Origin of the sequence: Bradyrhizobium sp. WSM1253, from assembly GCF_000244935.1 — a bacterium.
Classification (GTDB): Bacteria; Pseudomonadota; Alphaproteobacteria; order Rhizobiales; family Xanthobacteraceae; genus Bradyrhizobium; species Bradyrhizobium canariense.
Genome location: NZ_JH600073.1, coordinates 7,629,512 through 7,646,083, shown reverse-complemented (window position 1 = coordinate 7,646,083; position 16,572 = coordinate 7,629,512). Strand labels below are relative to the sequence as shown.

The 16,572-nt window shown below is 62.0% G+C and carries 15 protein-coding genes; all 15 read right to left on the bottom strand.

The window, feature by feature from the left end; translation table 11 throughout:
* Positions 1-452: 452 nt before the first annotated feature.
* The gene (locus BRA1253DRAFT_RS36960) at positions 453-785 is read right to left on the bottom strand and encodes a hypothetical protein (protein ID WP_371261357.1); all 333 of its coding nucleotides are present in this window, start codon (positions 783-785) and stop codon (positions 453-455) included.
* Between the two features lie 97 nt (positions 786-882).
* Positions 883-1,254: a hypothetical protein gene (locus BRA1253DRAFT_RS36955; protein WP_007602775.1), complete on the bottom strand. Its 372-nt coding sequence runs from the start codon at positions 1,252-1,254 to the stop codon at positions 883-885.
* On the bottom strand, positions 1,251-4,448 hold the full coding sequence (locus tag BRA1253DRAFT_RS36950) for an efflux RND transporter permease subunit (protein WP_007602774.1): 3,198 nt from the start codon (positions 4,446-4,448) through the stop codon (positions 1,251-1,253). The genes BRA1253DRAFT_RS36955 and BRA1253DRAFT_RS36950 overlap by 4 nt, the downstream gene beginning before the upstream one ends.
* A complete protein-coding gene (ihpB, locus tag BRA1253DRAFT_RS36945; RefSeq protein ID WP_007602773.1) occupies positions 4,441-5,388 on the bottom strand; it encodes a divalent metal ion exporter adaptor subunit IhpB in 948 nt (315 codons plus the stop codon). The genes BRA1253DRAFT_RS36950 and ihpB overlap by 8 nt, the downstream gene beginning before the upstream one ends.
* Positions 5,385-5,564 carry a hypothetical protein gene (locus BRA1253DRAFT_RS36940; protein WP_007602772.1) on the bottom strand — a complete coding sequence of 60 codons (180 nt, stop codon included), beginning with the start codon at positions 5,562-5,564 and terminating at the stop codon, positions 5,385-5,387. Before BRA1253DRAFT_RS36940 ends, ihpB begins: the two co-directional genes overlap by 4 nt.
* Positions 5,565-5,616: 52 nt before the next feature.
* Complete coding sequence (locus tag BRA1253DRAFT_RS36935; RefSeq protein WP_007602771.1) at positions 5,617-5,985, bottom strand: hypothetical protein; 369 nt, start codon at positions 5,983-5,985, stop codon at positions 5,617-5,619.
* Between the two features lie 148 nt (positions 5,986-6,133).
* Entirely contained in the window at positions 6,134-6,814 is a 681-nt protein-coding gene (locus BRA1253DRAFT_RS36930) for a Spy/CpxP family protein refolding chaperone (RefSeq protein WP_007602770.1), read from the bottom strand.
* Between the two features lie 456 nt (positions 6,815-7,270).
* Positions 7,271-10,456 carry an efflux RND transporter permease subunit gene (locus BRA1253DRAFT_RS36925; RefSeq protein WP_007602769.1) on the bottom strand — a complete coding sequence of 1,062 codons (3,186 nt, stop codon included), beginning with the start codon at positions 10,454-10,456 and terminating at the stop codon, positions 7,271-7,273.
* Positions 10,453-11,919, bottom strand: coding sequence for an efflux RND transporter periplasmic adaptor subunit (locus BRA1253DRAFT_RS36920; RefSeq protein WP_007602767.1), 1,467 nt, complete (start codon positions 11,917-11,919; stop codon positions 10,453-10,455). The genes BRA1253DRAFT_RS36925 and BRA1253DRAFT_RS36920 overlap by 4 nt, the downstream gene beginning before the upstream one ends.
* Before the next feature lie 333 nt (positions 11,920-12,252).
* Complete coding sequence (locus tag BRA1253DRAFT_RS36915; RefSeq protein ID WP_007602766.1) at positions 12,253-12,657, bottom strand: FixH family protein; 405 nt, start codon at positions 12,655-12,657, stop codon at positions 12,253-12,255.
* Between the two features lie 96 nt (positions 12,658-12,753).
* Positions 12,754-13,122: a hypothetical protein gene (locus BRA1253DRAFT_RS36910; protein WP_007602765.1), complete on the bottom strand. Its 369-nt coding sequence runs from the start codon at positions 13,120-13,122 to the stop codon at positions 12,754-12,756.
* Between the two features lie 255 nt (positions 13,123-13,377).
* Positions 13,378-14,121 (bottom strand): class I SAM-dependent methyltransferase, encoded by a 744-nt coding sequence (locus BRA1253DRAFT_RS46395; protein WP_007602764.1) that lies wholly within the window; start codon positions 14,119-14,121, stop codon positions 13,378-13,380.
* Between the two features lie 66 nt (positions 14,122-14,187).
* Complete coding sequence (locus BRA1253DRAFT_RS46390) at positions 14,188-14,325, bottom strand: NrsF family protein (protein ID WP_371261379.1); 138 nt, start codon at positions 14,323-14,325, stop codon at positions 14,188-14,190.
* A gap of 32 nt (positions 14,326-14,357) precedes the next feature.
* Positions 14,358-15,236, bottom strand: a complete 879-nt coding sequence (locus BRA1253DRAFT_RS36900; RefSeq protein ID WP_083870016.1) for a serine protease — start codon at positions 15,234-15,236, stop codon at positions 14,358-14,360.
* Positions 15,237-15,958: 722 nt separating this feature from the next.
* Positions 15,959-16,198, bottom strand: coding sequence for a CopD family protein (locus BRA1253DRAFT_RS36895; protein WP_256375813.1), 240 nt, complete (start codon positions 16,196-16,198; stop codon positions 15,959-15,961).
* Positions 16,199-16,572 lie beyond the last annotated feature (374 nt).

The following is a 16,572-nucleotide window of genomic DNA, read 5'->3' as shown; positions in this document are numbered from 1 at the left end:
CTCGAGACCTGACCCTGAGATACCGCGCCGGCATAGTCGACCGCGATGTAGTCAAGCAGGCGCCATGTCGTCTCGACGTCGCCCGTCTCCGCCTTGGCAGCGCCGAGGGCGAAGACCAGCACGATCAAGGTAGCGATGCGGAAAGACCAGGAACGCATAGTCACAAGGAACCGATCATCTGACGAGACGCCTCTGTAGCTCCGCCGGTAACTGGCTTCAATTGGAGCCCTTCTAAACGGATGCCGTAAACCGCCTTGTCGAGGCGCGAATCTCGCCTGCGCAACCCGGGACGCGCTGCCCCTCCGCTGATCTGCGGGCGAACATCGATGCTCCCGGGGAGAGATCGTTCACGCCTGGTACCGACGGCGCAGCGTCTGAGGATGTTCGCGGCGCCGGACGCGCGGTTCATCCCCGTCAAGCCGGACCTCGTCCATCTACGCTCCGGTATTCCTTCAGGTCCGTCCTTCCGCGCGAAGCCGCTTGTAAAGCGCTTCGACCGCAGTCGAGAAATCGAGGCTTTCATCGACCGCGCAGTGCTCCTCGAGGAAGCGCAGTTGCGCCATGAGGCCGAACGTAGGCGGTTTGAGGTCGAGACCGACGTCGACGCCGGGCGGCCTGCTCAAGATGATACCGCTCATGAATCCCTGGGCCCACGCCAGATAGTCCTTCCGCACCTGTGGATCGGCAGCCGCATCCGCCGCGAACTGCCGGCAAGTGGCGGCTCCGAGCCCCACGATCCGAGCCGTGCGGCCGTCCTCGCCCGCACCAGCTGCAGCCGTCGACAATGCCGATAGCCCGCAGACGAGCGCCAGGCGCCGGGCGTTCCGGCCACCCAAGACAGGGAATGCTTCCGATGACCGCATCCGCTCCGTCTCAATCCGGCTACTTCTTGAACTTGGCCTGGCCCGATTTCCCTTCAGCGGTCTTGATCGTCAGCGTGATCGTCGCTCCGGCGGGAATTGGATTCTTCGCCTCACCCTTCAGTGAGTTCTCGCCCTGGGGCGCCAGCGTGACCGTCTCGCGGGCGGAGCCTCCGGAGACCAGCACGGCTCCGACGTAGCCCTTGGTCGAGACCGGCTTCGCCTTGAACGGCTCGAAGACATTGATCGTGATCGTGTTGCCGGCGGTCAGCAGCTCAGCATCGATGCCGGCGACGTCGAGCATCAACCCGCCGTTCGGGCCCTTTTCATAGTCTTCAGCCGCGGCTGGGGTGGCGAGCAGCAGGGCGGCGAGGATCCAGGTGGTCGCTCTCATCGGGGTTCTCCTATGGGTTGGCTTACGTTCGCGGTCTCGCGTCGGAACAGGACGTAGAGGGCGGGCAGCACCAGCAGAGTGAGGATGGTGGACGAGATGATGCCGCCGATGACCACGGTCGCCAGCGGGCGCTGCACCTCGGAGCCGGCGCCGGTGGCGATGGCCATCGGGACGAAGCCGAGCGAGGCGACCAGCGCGGTCATCAGAACGGGCCGCAGCCGGGTCAGGGCGCCTTCGCTCACCGCTTCCACCAGCGGACGTCCTTCCCGGCGCAGCCGCTCGATGAAGGTGATGATGACGAGGCCATTCAGCACGGCGACGCCGGAGAGCGCGATGAAGCCGATCCCGGCGCTGATGGAAAGCGGAATCCCGCGCAGCAGGAGGGCCACGATGCCGCCGGTCAGCGCGAGCGGCACGCCGCTGAACACCAGCAGAGCGTCCGGAACCGACCCGAGGCTGATGAACAGCAGCAGGAAGATCAGAAACAGGGCGAGCGGCACGACGATGGTCAGCCGCTGCGTCGCCGAGACGAGTTGCTCGAATTGTCCGCCCCAACCGATCCAATAGCCGGCCGGAAGCTTCACCTTGGTCTCCACCTGCGCCTGGGCGTCGGCGACGAACGATCCGAGATCGCGCCCGCGCACGTTAGCGGTGACCACAATACGCCGTTTGCCGTCCTCGCGGGTGATCAGATTGGGCCCGGGAGCTGCATCGATTTCGGCAAGCTCCGACAGCGGCACGTAGCGGATCTGAGCGAGGGGCGAGCCGGCCCACAAGGCGGGCGCGGGCTTGGCCTGGCCCTCGACGAGCGGCGGCAGCGGCACCGGCAGCGACCTGATCGCCTCGATATCCGACCGAAGCTGCTCCGGCAGCCGCATCACGAGCTCGAAACGCCGGTCGCCCTCGAACACGCGGCCGGCGCTTTTGCCGCCGACGGCGATCTCGACCAGGTTCTGCACGTCGGCGACGTTGATCCCGTAGCGCGACAGCGCCTGCCGGTTCAGCTTGACCGTGAGGACCGGCAGACCGGAGGCCTGCTCCGTCTTCACGTCCGCCGCTCCGGCCACCTTCTGCAGCACCGCCTGGACCCGCGCGGCGCCCTGTACCAGCTCGTCGAGGTCGTCCCCGAATATCTTCACGGCGACGTCGCTGCGGATGCCGGAGATGAGTTCGTTCATGCGCTGCTGGATGGGCTGCGAGAAGCCGTACGCACTCCCCGGCACCTCTTCGGCCGCCTTCTGGATGTCCGCGACCACTGCCGTCTTCGGTTTGTCCGGATCGGGCCATTCCTTCTTGGGCTTCAGCATGATGTAGTTGTCCGATGTCGACTGCGGCATCGGATCCGTGGCCACCTCCGCCGTCCCGGTCCGGGCGAACACCTCCTTCACTTCAGGCACCTTGAGCAGCCGCTTCTCCAGCATCGCCTCGATCGCCAGCGACTGCGTGAGGCTGGTGCCCGGGATGCGCACCACCTCGGCCGAGGCGTCGCCTTCGTCGAGGCCGGGAATGAACTCGCCGCCCATGCGAGTCGCAGCGATTCCGCAGATGGCGACGAAAAGCGTCGCGAGCACCGCTACCCCGTACCTGTCGCGAATCGAGGCGCGCAGCAGCGGCGCATAGACCCGGCGGGCCGCGCGCATGAACAGGTTCTCCTGCTCGGAAACCCTGCCCGTAACCAGCAGCGCCACGGCGGCGGGCACGAAAGTCATCGACAGGATGCTGGCCCCCGCGAGAGCCATCAGCACGGTCAGCGCCATCGGGGTAAACATCTTTCCCTCGACGCCCGAGAGGGTCAGGATCGGCAGGTAGACCACGGCGATGATGAAGGTGCCGAACAGGCTCGGCCGGATCACCTCCCGCGAGCCCGCCAGAATGGTGTCGAACCGCTCCCGGCGGTCGAGCACGCGGCCGAGCCGATGCTGCTCGGCGGCCAAGAGGCGGAGGCAGTTCTCGACTATGATGACCGCGCCATCGATGATGATGCCGAAGTCGATAGCGCCGAGGCTCATCAGATTGGCGCTCACCCGGTTGCTCACCATGCCGGTGACGGCGAACAGCATCGAAAGCGGAATGACGCAGGCGGTGGCGACCGCCGCCTTGAAGTTTCCGAGCGTCAGGAACAGCACGACGATGACCAGCAGCGCGCCCTCCGCCAGATTGCGGGCGACCGTGGTGATCGTCGCCTCCACAAGCCGGCTGCGGTCGTAGACGGTACGGGCCACGACGCCCTCCGGCAGGGAGCGCGCGATGTCCCTCAGCTTCTTAGCAACCCGCTGCGCGACTGTGCGGCTGTTTTCGCCGATCAGCAGCATCGCCGTGCCCAGCACGACTTCGTTGCCGTTCAACGTGGCAGCCCCATTGCGCAGATCGGTCCCTTGCTTCACCTCGGCGACGTCTGACACGCGCACAGGGTTGCCGTTGCGCGAACCGATCACGATCGCCTTGATCTCATCGATGCTCCCGACCTGTCCCGGGGTGCGGACCAGATACTGCTCGCCGTTGCGCTCGATGTACCCGGCGCCGACGTTCGCATTGTTAGTGGTCAAAGCCGTCATGACGTCCCGGAAGCCGATCTTGTAGGCCATCAGTTGCGCGGGATCCGGAAGCACGTGAAACTGCTTCTCGAACCCGCCGACCGTATTGACCTCGCTCACGCCCGCCACGGTCCGCAATTGCGGCCTGATGATCCAGTCCTGGACGGTGCGGAGGTCGGTCGCGCTGTAGGCCTCGCCGGTGGCCTTCCGGGCGTCCGGTTTGGCCTCCACCGTGAACATGTAGATCTCGCCTAGCCCCGTCGATATCGGACCCATCGCCGTCTCGATTCCGGGCGGCAATTGGTCCCGCACCTGCTGGACGCGCTCGTTGACCAATTGGCGGGCGAAGTAGATGTCCGTCCCATCCTTGAAGATCACGGTGACCTGGCTGAGACCGTAGCGCGACAGCGATCTGGTGCTTTCGAGGTTCGGGAGCCCGCCCATCGCGGTCTCGATGGGGAACGTGATGCGCTGCTCGACCTCCAGCGGAGAGTAGCCCGGTGCGCGGCTGTTGATCTGGACCTGAACGTTGGTGATGTCCGGAACGGCGTCGATGGGCAGCCGGGTGAAATTCCAGGCGCCGAGGCCCGCCATGGCGAGCACGCCGATCATCACCAGCCAGCGCTGGCGGATGGAAAACGACAGGATGGCGTCAATCATTGTCCGCTCCTCCCTTCGCCATCTCCGCCTTGACGATGAAGCTGTTCCTGGCCGCGTACATGTCGCCGTCCAGAACGCCGAAGGTGATCTCGACGAACTCCGGATCGCGCTGTCCGATCTCGACGTCGCGCGCTTCGAACTTGTCGCCGCTCCGGACGAAGACGACCGTGCGGTTCTCGATGGTCTGCAGCGCAGAAACCTTCACCGCTAACGGCACCTGCCTCGCCGACAGGATCAGCTTGCCCGTGACGAACAGGCCCGGTCGCAGGCGCTGTTCGGGATTCGGCACTGTCGCTCTTGCGACCGCGCTCTGCGTGTCGCTGCTGCCGACAGGCGAGACGTAGGAGATCTTCGCTTCGATGCCCGGCTTGCCGTCGGTGGGATCGATCAGGACCTGATCGCCGACGGCGACGCGAGCGAGGTCGCGCCGATAGACCGAGAAATCCACCCAGACGGTGGAGAGATCGGCGATGACGAACGCCGACTTCTGCTCGGAGACGTACTCGCCCAAGGTGGTCTGGCGGTCGATCACGGTCCCGCCGAGCGCCGCCTTCAGTTCATAGGGCGTCAGGCTCTGGTTGCTTTCGACGATGGCCAAAACGTCGCCCTTCTGGACCCGATCGCCAATTCGCTTTCGGACATCGCGCACGACCCCAGGGAAGCGGGGCGTGACCTGAAGTAGTGCTTCGTGGTTCGGCTGCACCGCCCCGTTCAGCAGAAGGCTGTCGTGCAGGACGGCGGGCGCGGCCTGGGCGAGTTCGATTCCCGCGGTCGCGATCTTCGCCTCACTGAACGCGACGCTGTCTGAGTGCTCCTCCTTCTCCGCGCTTTCGGTCGGCGCCGGCTTGGTGGTCGCCGGGCTGAGCATGCGGTAACCGCCGTACACCAGGACCGCTGCGACCAGGGCGAAGGACAGGAATCTGAGCATTGCGCCGATCATCTTGAATTCTCGCGTGCGGGCGAAAACCGGTCGCCGGCCAGACCCGAGAGGACGCCGCTCGCTGTGCCGATGCCGCGCCCCGGCGGCGTGATCGACGTCCGCTCAGCGGCAAGCGAGGCCCCGAGGTAGGTCGGCAGTTCGCAGCGAACGCCTGCGGCAAAGTCGAATCTGCACATGGACCGGACCTGGAGAAGGAATGCGCGGGTGTCAGCCGCGGTTCTTGCGCTCTCAGATCTGCGCTTTGGGCGGCGGGGTGTCCAGGAGCCTCACCTCAAGCGCGACGACCGTGCTGCAGCGGAAAGACACGATTCCGGAGAGGGTCGCCGGTGCGCACACGCTCGCGGCTGCCGGGATGGTCAGCGGAACGCAGCTATAGCAGTGGTCGACCACAGTCGGGGTCTTCTTGCCGTCGACATCCGACTTATCGGAGCCCACGCTCGCGTCCGCAGTCGAGTACGGGGCGGCCTCAAGCGCCTCCTCCGCGCAGGCGATCTCTCCGCCGAATCCGACCAGGACGTAGACCGCGGCCAAAAGCACCAGCAGCGCCTGCCGGAGGCGGCTCTTCGGACTTCCGTGTGACTTGGTGCGCCCGGTCATGATGTTCCGTTAGCAAGATTCACCTGCCGGCGCCATCCCGCAACGGGCGTCCCAAGGGCCAGCCTCGATTCTCACCCACCGCCCTTGCAGGGGTAAAGCAGCACAGCGGCTTGGGATTGTGCGATGGAACAGGTGGAAAAGCTAGTCCTCACTTGCCTTGCATCGGCATGGCCCCCATCCGACCGCCCTGCATCGTCGGCATCATGCCCATCATCATCGGCATCATGCCCATCTGCGGCGCGAGCAGTTCGTCGGCCGTCTTTTTCTGCTCGTCGGAAAAGCTGCCGGCGAGGTTGGTCAGTGCCGATTTCATCGCCCGGATGCCCTCCAGCCGCACCGAAAGCCATTTCTCCTGCAAGGTCAGGCGGTCCACCAGGCTCTCCGATCCGGAGCCTTGGGACATCATCGACGTGCGGAGTTCGCCGAGGGCCTTGGCGTTGGTGCGCAACGCGTCGGCGAACGCGTTCCAGGCGGACGTTTGAGCGTCCGTGATCTTGAGCTCGGTCCGCAAGAAAGCGATGCGGCCCTCCACGTGACCGATGGTGTCCATGCCGCCTATTCCGTCGCCGCCGGACCGGCGCATCATGCCCATCATCCTCATCATGTCCGACGTCGACATGTCGCCGCCCATCATGTTCATCATGCCGCGGCCCACCATCCCCTGAGATGAGCCGGTGCCGCCGGGCGCCTCCGCAGGCGTGGCCGGCGTGGCGGTGGGCGCCTCCTTTTGCTCCGGATAATGGCCCTGGTGCTCGGCAGCCGATTGCGCGAGCGAGGGGCCGGCGAGCATCGTGAGCAGCAGTGTTGCGGCAACGGTCGGGCGTCGCATCGTGGTTCTCCTGAGACTTCCTGTGCAGAGCGATTGTGACGATTGTGCACCCGGGCGGGTTGATCGAGGTCAACGAAGTCGGAAGTCAGGGCCGACCCGAACCGCTCATTCCTTGAGATCCCTCAAAGCGGAATTTTCCTCGGAGATCATTGTGAAGCTCCCGCAACCGGAGAATCGAACATGATCGCGAACAAGCTCTTCACGCGAGCGAACCGCCCCGCCCGGACGACGCCAGAGCATGAAGCCAGGGATTAGACGGCCATGAGGCCCTCCATCGCAAAGACCGTGCCGAGCGCGCAGGATTGTTTCCATCGTCGGCAGCTCCCATGCGGCGCAAATGATCACGCCCTTCCAGCAAGCAAGTGCGAAACTCAACTGTTCCCCTCGGCGCAATTGCAGCGATGGTTCCGAGAACGAGTTTACGCATGCGAGGTCTTCCTCGAGGTGCGGATCACCTCATTCGGCGGGCTCGGGAACGCGTTGCTGCCGCTTTATCGGCTTGCTTAGACGCGGCGGACGCGTGCGGTCATCGCTGGGCAATCGGAAGCCCTTAACAAGTCCGAAGATCGCCGGGATCACGATCAGCGTCAGCAGTGTCGAGGAGATCATGCCGCCGATCATGGGCACGGCGATGCGCTGCATGATCTCAGACCCCGTGCCGGTGCTCCACATGATCGGCAATAAACCCGCCATGATCGCGACCACCGTCATCATCTTCGGGCGCACCCGCTCGACCGCGCCCTCCATAATGGCGTCGTAGAGATCAGCACGGGTCAGCGTCCGCCCTTCAATCTCGCGCCGAAACTTGATCTCGGCGAGCGCCTGATTGAGGTAGATCAGCATCACCACGCCGGTTTCGGCGGCAACGCCGGCGAGCGCGATGAAGCCGACTGCAACGGCAACCGACAGGTTGAAGCCGAGCCACCACATCAGCCAGAGCCCGCCGACGAGAGCGAACGGCAGAGACAACATCACGATCATGGTTTCGGTGACAGAACGGAAGTTCAGATACAGCAGCAAGAAGATGATCACCAGAGTGACTGGTACGACGATCTTCAGGCGCGCTGCCGCGCGTTCAAGGTATTCGTACTGTCCGCTCCAGACGACGTAGTAACCCGGTGGAAACTGGATGCTGGCCTGAACCGCCCGTTGCGCATCGGCGACGTAGCCGCCGAGGTCGCGGTCGCGGATGTCGACATAGATGTAAGTGGCCAACTGGCCGTTCTCTGTTCTGATTGAGCTCGGCCCGCGGGCCGGAACGACGTTAGCGACCTCTCCAAGCGGCACGGCTCCTCCCGCGGGCATCGGAACCAGGATGTCGCTTGCGATCGCCTTCGGATCGTCTCGAAGGTCGCGCGGGTACCGCATGTTAACGGTAAAGCGCTGCCGGCCCTCGACCGTGGTCGTCACCGCTTGACCGCCAAGCGCAGTGGCGATGGTATCCTGAACGTCCTGAACCATGATGCCGTAGCGCGAAAGAGCAGCCCGATCCGGAGTGATTTCGAGGTAGTAGCCGCCAATGGCACGTTCCGCGTATGCGGATGACGTGCCAGGTACGGCTTTGAGCACCTGCTCGATTTGCTTGGCAAGCTTGTCGATTTCGACGAGATCGGTTCCCATCACCTTGACGCCAACCGGCGTGCGAATGCCGGTCGACAGCATGTCGATGCGGGCCTTGATGGGCATGGTCCATGCGTTGGACACGCCAGGAAGCTGCAGTGCCTTATCCATCTCGGCGATCAGACCGTCGATGGTCAGACCCGGACGCCATTGTTCTTTGGGCTTCAGATTCACGACGGTCTCGAACATCTCCGATGGTGCGGGATCTGTTGCCGTCGAGGCCCGCCCTGCCTTGCCGTAGACCGAGGCTACTTCCGGAAACGAGCGGATGATCCGGTCCTGTGTTTGCATGAGTTCAGCGGCCTTCGTCACGGAAATGCCGGGCAGCGTGGTTGGCATGAAAAGCAGGGTGCCTTCGTTCAGGTTGGGCATGAATTCGGTGCCGAGCTGGCGCGCAGGCCAGACGCTCACCGCGAGCACGGCGAGCGCCAGCACGATCACCAGCGTCTTGGCGCGCATCACACCCTTGATCACAGGACGATAGATCCAGATCAGGAAACGGTTGATCGGATTTTTGTGCTCCGGAACGATGCGGCCGCGCACAAAAATCACCATCAGCGCGGGTACCAGCGTGACCGACAATAGGGCCGCCGCCGCCATCGAAAACGTCTTGGTGAATGCCAGCGGGCTGAACAGCCGCCCTTCCTGCGATTCCAGCGTGAAGATCGGCATGAACGACACGGTGATGATCAAGAGGCTGAAGAACAGGGCCGGCCCGACCTCGGAAGCCGCCGTGATGAGGATATCGACGCGTGAGCGGCCGGGCTCGGCCCGCTCCAGGTGCTTGTGCGCGTTCTCGATCATCACGATCGCGGCGTCGATCATGGCGCCGATCGCGATAGCGATGCCGCCAAGACTCATGATGTTGGAGCCGAGATTCAAGAGCTTCATCGCGCCGAACGCCATCAGGATTCCGACCGGTAGCATCAAAATCGCAACCAGAGCGCTGCGGAAATGCAGCAGGAACACGATGCAGACCAGTGCGACCACGACGCTTTCCTCGAACAGCGTGTGCTTGAGCGTGTCGATGGCGGCGTAGATCAGATTGGAGCGGTCGTAGACCGGCACGATCTCGACCGATTTCGGCAGGCTAGAGGCGATCTCCTTGAAGCGCTTCTTGACGTTCTCGATGACGTCGAGCGCGTTGACGCCGAAGCGCTGCAGCACGATCCCGCTGGCGACCTCGCCCTCTCCGTTGAGTTCGGTGATTCCGCGCCGCTCGTCCGGTCCGAGCTCGACTCGCGCGACGTCGCGCAGCAGCACCGGCGTACCGTTATTGGTCTTGAGTACAATGTTGCCGAGGTCGTTGATGTCTCTGAGGTAGCCTTTGCCCCGAATCACATACTCGAACTCCGAAAGCTCGACCGTACGACCACCGACGTCGGCATTGCTGGCGCGGATCGCGTCGCGCATCTTCTGCATGGTAATGCCCAGGTCGCGCATGCGCTGCGGATCGAGCACGACGTTGTACTGCTTCACGAATCCGCCGACGCTTGCGACCTCTGCGACGCCCTCCGCCTTGGCAAGCGCGAACTTCAGGTTCCAGTCCTGGATGGTCCGCGTATCGGCGAGGTTCAGCTCCTTCGACATGATCGCGTATTGATAGACCCACCCCACGCCAGTCGCGTCGGGACCGATGGTCGGCGCCACCCCCGCAGGCAGCCGCGATGCCGCGCTGTTGAGGAATTCGAGCACGCGCGAACGTGCCCAGTAGATGTCGGTGCCGTCCTCGAAGATAATGTAGACGAAGGACACGCCGAAAAACGAAAACCCGCGAACCACCTTCGATCTCGGGACGGTGAGCATCGCGGTCGTCAGAGGATAGGTGACCTGATCCTCGATCACCTGCGGCGCCTGGCCTGGATATTCGGTATAGACGATCACCTGGGTGTCGGAGAGATCCGGAATTGCATCAAGCGGTAGGTGGATCAGTGCATAGATTCCGGCGGCCGCCGCAAAGCCGGTGCCGAACAACACCAGAAGCAGATTGCGGGCCGACCAGGCGATGAGGCGAGCGATCATTGGCGGCCTCCGTTGTCGGCTTCTCGCCTTGGGATCGGCGCGCTATCTGCTTCCGCAAACCCCTTGAGCGCCGCTTTCAAGTTGCTTTCGGCATCGATCAGGAAGTTGGCGGAAGTGACAACGGCATCGCCTTCGCTCACGCCTTTCTTGACCTCAACGTAGCCGCCGCCGCGCCGGCCAAGCTTGACCTCGCGCGGTTCGAACTTCCCCTCCCCTTTATCAATCAGCACAGCCTGCCGGCTGCCACTGTCGAGCACGGCGCTATCCGGCACCGCCAGCACCGGTTCCGGCGTACCGGATTCGATTTCCGCATCGACATACATTTCCGGCCGCAACAATTCATCCTGATTGGGCACCTCGATGCGGATACGCGCCGTTCGGGTTTGCGTATTGAGATGCGGGTAAATCAGCGCGACTGTGCCGCTGAAAGTCTTACCTTGCAGGGCCCGTGGCCTGATCGTGACCTTCGTTCCGACCTCGACTTGCGACATGTCGCGCTCTGCGACATCGACGACGACCCACACCATGCGATGGTCGGCGATCCGGAACAGTACGTCGCCTGGACCCGCACGCATCCCGTTCACGGCGTTGCGCTCGAGGATTTCGCCATCCTGTGGAGCGATCCAAGGAATGGACAGCGATATGTCGCGGTTGCGTTCGAGCTCCTTGATGGCCGATTCGGGCGCTGCGAGGTTCTCTAATCTGCGCCGCGCACCTTTCAGGTCCCTTCCGGTTGCGCCGATGTTGAGAGCGGAGAGATATTCGGCGGCGGCGCTGGAAAGCGCCGGGCTGTAGACGTTCATCAGGACTTGTCCCTTGTGAACGTGGTCGCCAGTCGTGACGTTGGCGACACTTTCGACAAAACCCTCGAATCGCAGTGCGACGACCGAGACGCGGCGCTCGTCCTCCTGAATGGTGCCAGGCGCCCTGATCAGGGAGCGGATCGGTTGCCGGACAACCGGTTCGGACCTGGCGCCGGTGCGCTGAATCTTGCCGGGAGAGAGTTTTATCGAGCCATCGTCACTGTCTTCCCCCTCGTAGACGGGGATATAATCCATGCCCATCGAATCCTTCTTCGGCATGGGCGAAGTGTCCGGCAGTCCCATCGGGTTGCGGTAGTATTTGATCTTGCGTTCAGTGTTTACCTCAGCGGTTTTGCCCTCGGATGCCGCCTCATCGGGCTCATCGAAACGGATGTCCTCGCTGGCGCGAACAGCAATATATTCCTGGCCAGAGGGCGTTTTCTTCGGCGTCTCCGAGTAGTTCGGCAAAGCGTCAGGATCGCGATAGTAGACGATCGGTCCAGTGGGCTTGGGCAAACCAGTGCTTGGTTTCGCTGTAACCGCGAGCATGCCAGGCAGCCATCCTGGAAGCGGAGCGTTCGATCGCCCTACTGCCAATCCGAGGGTCGCCGCCGCCAAGACCGCGAACACCATCAGGAGCGTGCTAATCGATCTTTTCATGGCGAACCTCGCACCGCAATGAGCAGCATCAGTGAAATCGGGAGCTTGCGTTTGATTGGCGTGTTGCACCCCCTCCACTCCAGTGAGTTCGGAGCAAATCGCCGGACGGTTACACGCTCGCGCTGACGTGAAGCCGCCCAATGCCTTCCGGTCATCGCGTACCTCCTGCCAGGGTGCGATCTCGGCGTATTTGCCTGCAGCTCGCCTTGCAACTGCAAAAGCACTTTCCGCCGTCGCCCGAAACGGTTCGATCGGCTGCGGATCCCGGAGACAACCACAGCAAGGCTGTGGTCGCTCCAATCGCGATGTGCCGAATGCCTTCGGTCGAACGGATCACGGCGTCGCCTTTAGGACGAGCTTGTTCTCGACCGTCCCGGTTTCGCCCTGGACCTTGGCGCCCAGCGATAATTGCCAGCCACCTTCCATCGTCACCGCAGCCTTGAACTTATAGATTCCAGGCTCTGTACTGGGCATCGCGTCGATTTTTGTCTTCATCTCCTCCATGCCGTCCGGCGCCATGTCCAGTCTCTTGGCGAAGATCACAGCATTCGCGACTGGCTTGCCGTCGGGCTTATGCACGAGGCGGACGGAGATGATTGCATCGCCCTTCTTCACAGTCTTGTCGACCAGTTGGAATTCGTAGTCTTTGATGTCGGCGCGCGCGAACGTGGCTGACCCGGTCACAGCAATGCCGATCAGCGCGGCCTGGAGGGCACGCGCGCAAGTGTAGTTCTTCATTTGGATTCCTCGATATCCTGATGTGCCGCGAACGGCGGCATGCGTTTATCCGCGCGGCTTTGGACCACGCAGTAGCAGATGGCGTACTGACGCCGATCAGGTCAAGATTCGGGGAGGATGGTCCGGCGGATCGCCGATGAGACCATCGGCAATCAAGTCGACAAGCGCAAAAGACAGCTTGCGGATTTGGAAGGAGACTTGGATTCCGTTGGAAGACGGCTCAGCCTGCGTGACGATCAAGGAGCACATCGCCAGCGGACATTCCTGGCAGCCGCTATTTTTATGCTCGTCCGGGCAACAAGGCATATCGGCGGACATTCCGGACATGCCAGCCATCTCCGACATGCCGGCCATGTCAGCGACAGGCCGATGCTTCGCGACGGCTGGGCTCACCAGCGGCTGCGATACCAGTCCAGCGATCACCAAGATCGCGAGCACACGGCTTATGAATCGGCCGAAATCCATGACCCTACATCGCATGGGTTCCGCGGCTTGCAAAGGGACCTCCCTTCACAAGTTCGCCAGCAAGGACTTTGCATCCGAAATCACTCAGAAATCATTAACTTAGCCGGGTTTTCAGACTACGGCCCAGCAGTATGCGTGCTGAGGAACTATGGTGCAGCTTGGCTACTCGCATCGGGTAGCCAGTGCATCGGACGAACGCCTGATGGACAGTCGTTCCAACTTTCGTTCCTCAAAGAGCGGGCCCACAAGGGCGGCTTAACGCTTTCGTGCCTTTACGATTGAAATTCGCCCGACCCCGACGGAGTGAGTTGAGTGCCTCACCGTACCGGACAGGCCAACCCTCGCAAGACTGTCAACCCAACTTCCGTTGAAATGCGGCGCCACGGCAGGAGATCCAGAGAGGCGCCTGGCAAGCTCAAGAATTCGACGCTCGCCCGGATTTTCCGGTTTGTCAAACTCTATCACGCGCAAGGTCCCACCGTGCCGGAGGACCCTGGTCATCTCCTTCACGATGTCGAGCTTCTGATCCGGCGCGCTATGGTGAAGCGCAAACATGCATATGACCGCGTCGAACGAACTCGCGTTCACCGGAAGCTTTCCGGCAAGGGAGGCCTGAATGACCGCTACGTTCGCGACCTGCTTTCGAAGAGCCCTGAGCCGCATCCTTTCAGCAGCTTTCCACTTTGAGTCCACAATGACGAACGTCGCCTCGGGATAGCGGCGCGCGAGCGAAATTGCAGAGGACGAACTGCCTGGCCCAAAACCCAGTATTCGATCGCCTGACTTCGGTGCGAGAGACGCGAACAGATCATCCTGCCAGCTTGCGTCGCGGACCAGGAGGGCGAACGAAAGATCATAAACAATTTTTGCCGCCCAAAGCCGGCAGCGGAGTAGCAGTCCTGGCGAACGTATTTGGTCGACAGCTTGACTACCATTCCTCTTCGGTGGCGCTAAGCGCGTCCTCGCGTCGTGAGTTGGCCTGCCCCTATTCCGCGACATCGTGAACGTCCGTCGAAAAATCGTTGAACGACGATGCGAGCTTTCGCATAGGGTCGGTGAGCACAATCACCACCGTAACAGGCTCGGACCGAGCTTCGCCCCGACGGCAGCGCAGATCCAGGTTGGAAAGCCGTACCAAAGCGCAATGGATGGAAGCGCACCACCAACACAAGGCAACGCACAAGCCAACGCTCCGACCGACATGTTCAAGCTGAAACTGTGTCGGATCGCCAAGATCAGTAGTCCCCGGCGTTGACAGCTTGCACCGAGAGACCGTCCAGTTGCCCGGAGAGCCTGAGAACCGCTTCCGAGAATGCTGAGGAATCGACGGCCTCGTTGCCGACGAATCTTCCAACATGGCCATTCCTATCGCTCGCAAAAATCGAAGCGGTGTGGATACCGATTATGGCAAAGTCCGACCCGTCTGGTAGCAATAGCGGTGCTCCAGACGAGCCGGGTCGTGCCACGCAAGTGTGGACCAGCGTGCCCGAGGACAACTCGCGAACAGAGCAACTCGGATCGACGCTGATGACTTCGGCGTTGACGACGTCGTTCGAATAGGCCGGCAACTGTATTTGGGGCTTAAGCGACGCTAGTTCCTTCAACGAGAAATGGCTCAAGAGAAGCGGGCGAACTTCCGCTGGCGCGCGATCAAGAACAAGTATCGCCCAATCTCCCGAAACCTCCCGGACCGTCTCATGCGTGAAGTCCTGTTTCGAGCCAATGGCCCAGACAATTGCTTGAAAGCGTCCAAGATCAGCTCCTGATTGATAGCTCAGCTGGAAAACACTGGAGTGTTTGGTGGTGCCATCTCTTTCGGTGACGCAATGAGCTGCGGTAACGATGATCCTAGGATTCAGAACGATCGCCGCCGTGCACGTCAATGCGCCCCTTAATTTTCCGATCGCTGAATAGGGCGATAAGCGCGCATCGACGATTTGACGATGATTGATTTCGGTCACGCTGCGCGGGGCAGCATTGGGGCCAATTGATGATCGCGAACTGAAGACGGAGGGCAGCTCGGTTAATACAACCGGAAGCAGAACGGCTGTGCCTGCGATAGCAGCCAAAGTTTGTGAGGCTATCATTTCGTTCTCCCAGCAGATCGACATCATCGCGGATACGGACCCGGCTGTTGACCGCCGATTTAGAGCGCATCAGGCATCGAGATTATCGCCGGGCAGCGGGTCGCAACGATTGATGGCCGGACGATCGCTTTTGCGGAATGCGTTCAGGTGCCTACCGTTCAGCTGATAGGCACGTATCCGTAATGGCCGCAGATGCGGCCACTTCAACCGATCGAGATCGCTCTGGGGGGATGCGGATCAGGCGAGTTGCCGTGATCGCGGGCAGTCTTGAAAAAGGACGGCCATGCGGCCGGCAGGGTGATTGGAGTCAGAACAATAATAAGCGGCGCGAGAGCACTCGGACTACTGCAAGTAACAGCACATGCATTGCAGGCATTCCCCAAGCAGCGATCGCAGGGTGTCGCCATTCGACCTGAATTATATGAGGTCGCGTATTGTCCGAAGGCGGCTGGGGTCGAAATCGATGTCTCGGCGCGCGCGTTCGCCTGTACAATCGTAGGCAGCATCAATGCCACGATCAGGAATAGCAAGGACAATGAGCAGGCCCTGACTTGCATGCCGACAGAATAGCAGGGAAGTCCGGCTGCGCACCAGCAAAATTGGCACCGAGGAGGCAGCAAGATCGGGAACGTTGCCGAAGCCAGTGCACTGCACGCGTTTTTGCCAAAAGGGGGCTTACACGGCGCGGAAACGCGGGACGTTAGCGACGGAGCGCGCCATCCACGCGTAAACCTTATCCGTCAGCGACATCAGAGAGTTCGCTGTTGCAAGATTGTGAGATGGATGGCGGGATGCAGCGCGCCGAGCATCCCGACAAGCGCGACGATTGCGAAGCCCAAGACGATCTCGATGGCGCTATTGCGCGTGAGGTGATGAAGCGCCTCGGATTGGGCCTCGCTCCCCACCGAAGTGGCGAGCTGAGGCGTCAACCGGAGCCGATTGACGGCGGCGAACGCCAGCATGAAGACGAAATGCGCGAGCTTCAGCACGATGGCGTGTCGAGGTTGCCGGCGGGGCGTCAACGCACGTGTTGCCTCGGAATTTGCTCACGCCAAACGGACCCTCGGGAATAAGTTGCGGTTGCGGGAGTTTCTGCCGGTGAGCGCATATCGGCAACTAGCGCCTGGCCAGTGGCGATCCGCTCCCGGCGCCAAAAGAGGCGCCGAAACAGCAGCACGAGTCCAATCACCAGGATCAACACGACCAGCACGCCTGCGGCAGTAACCGCGACCAAACCTAATCCCCAAGCTAGATCGGATTCGTCCATAGGATTATGACCTCCCTGATCTATCTCCGTCGCAAAGCTCCATTGGATGCGGGATCTTGTTGGGCTTTCGTACATCATACGAGACTTAGCTTTGCA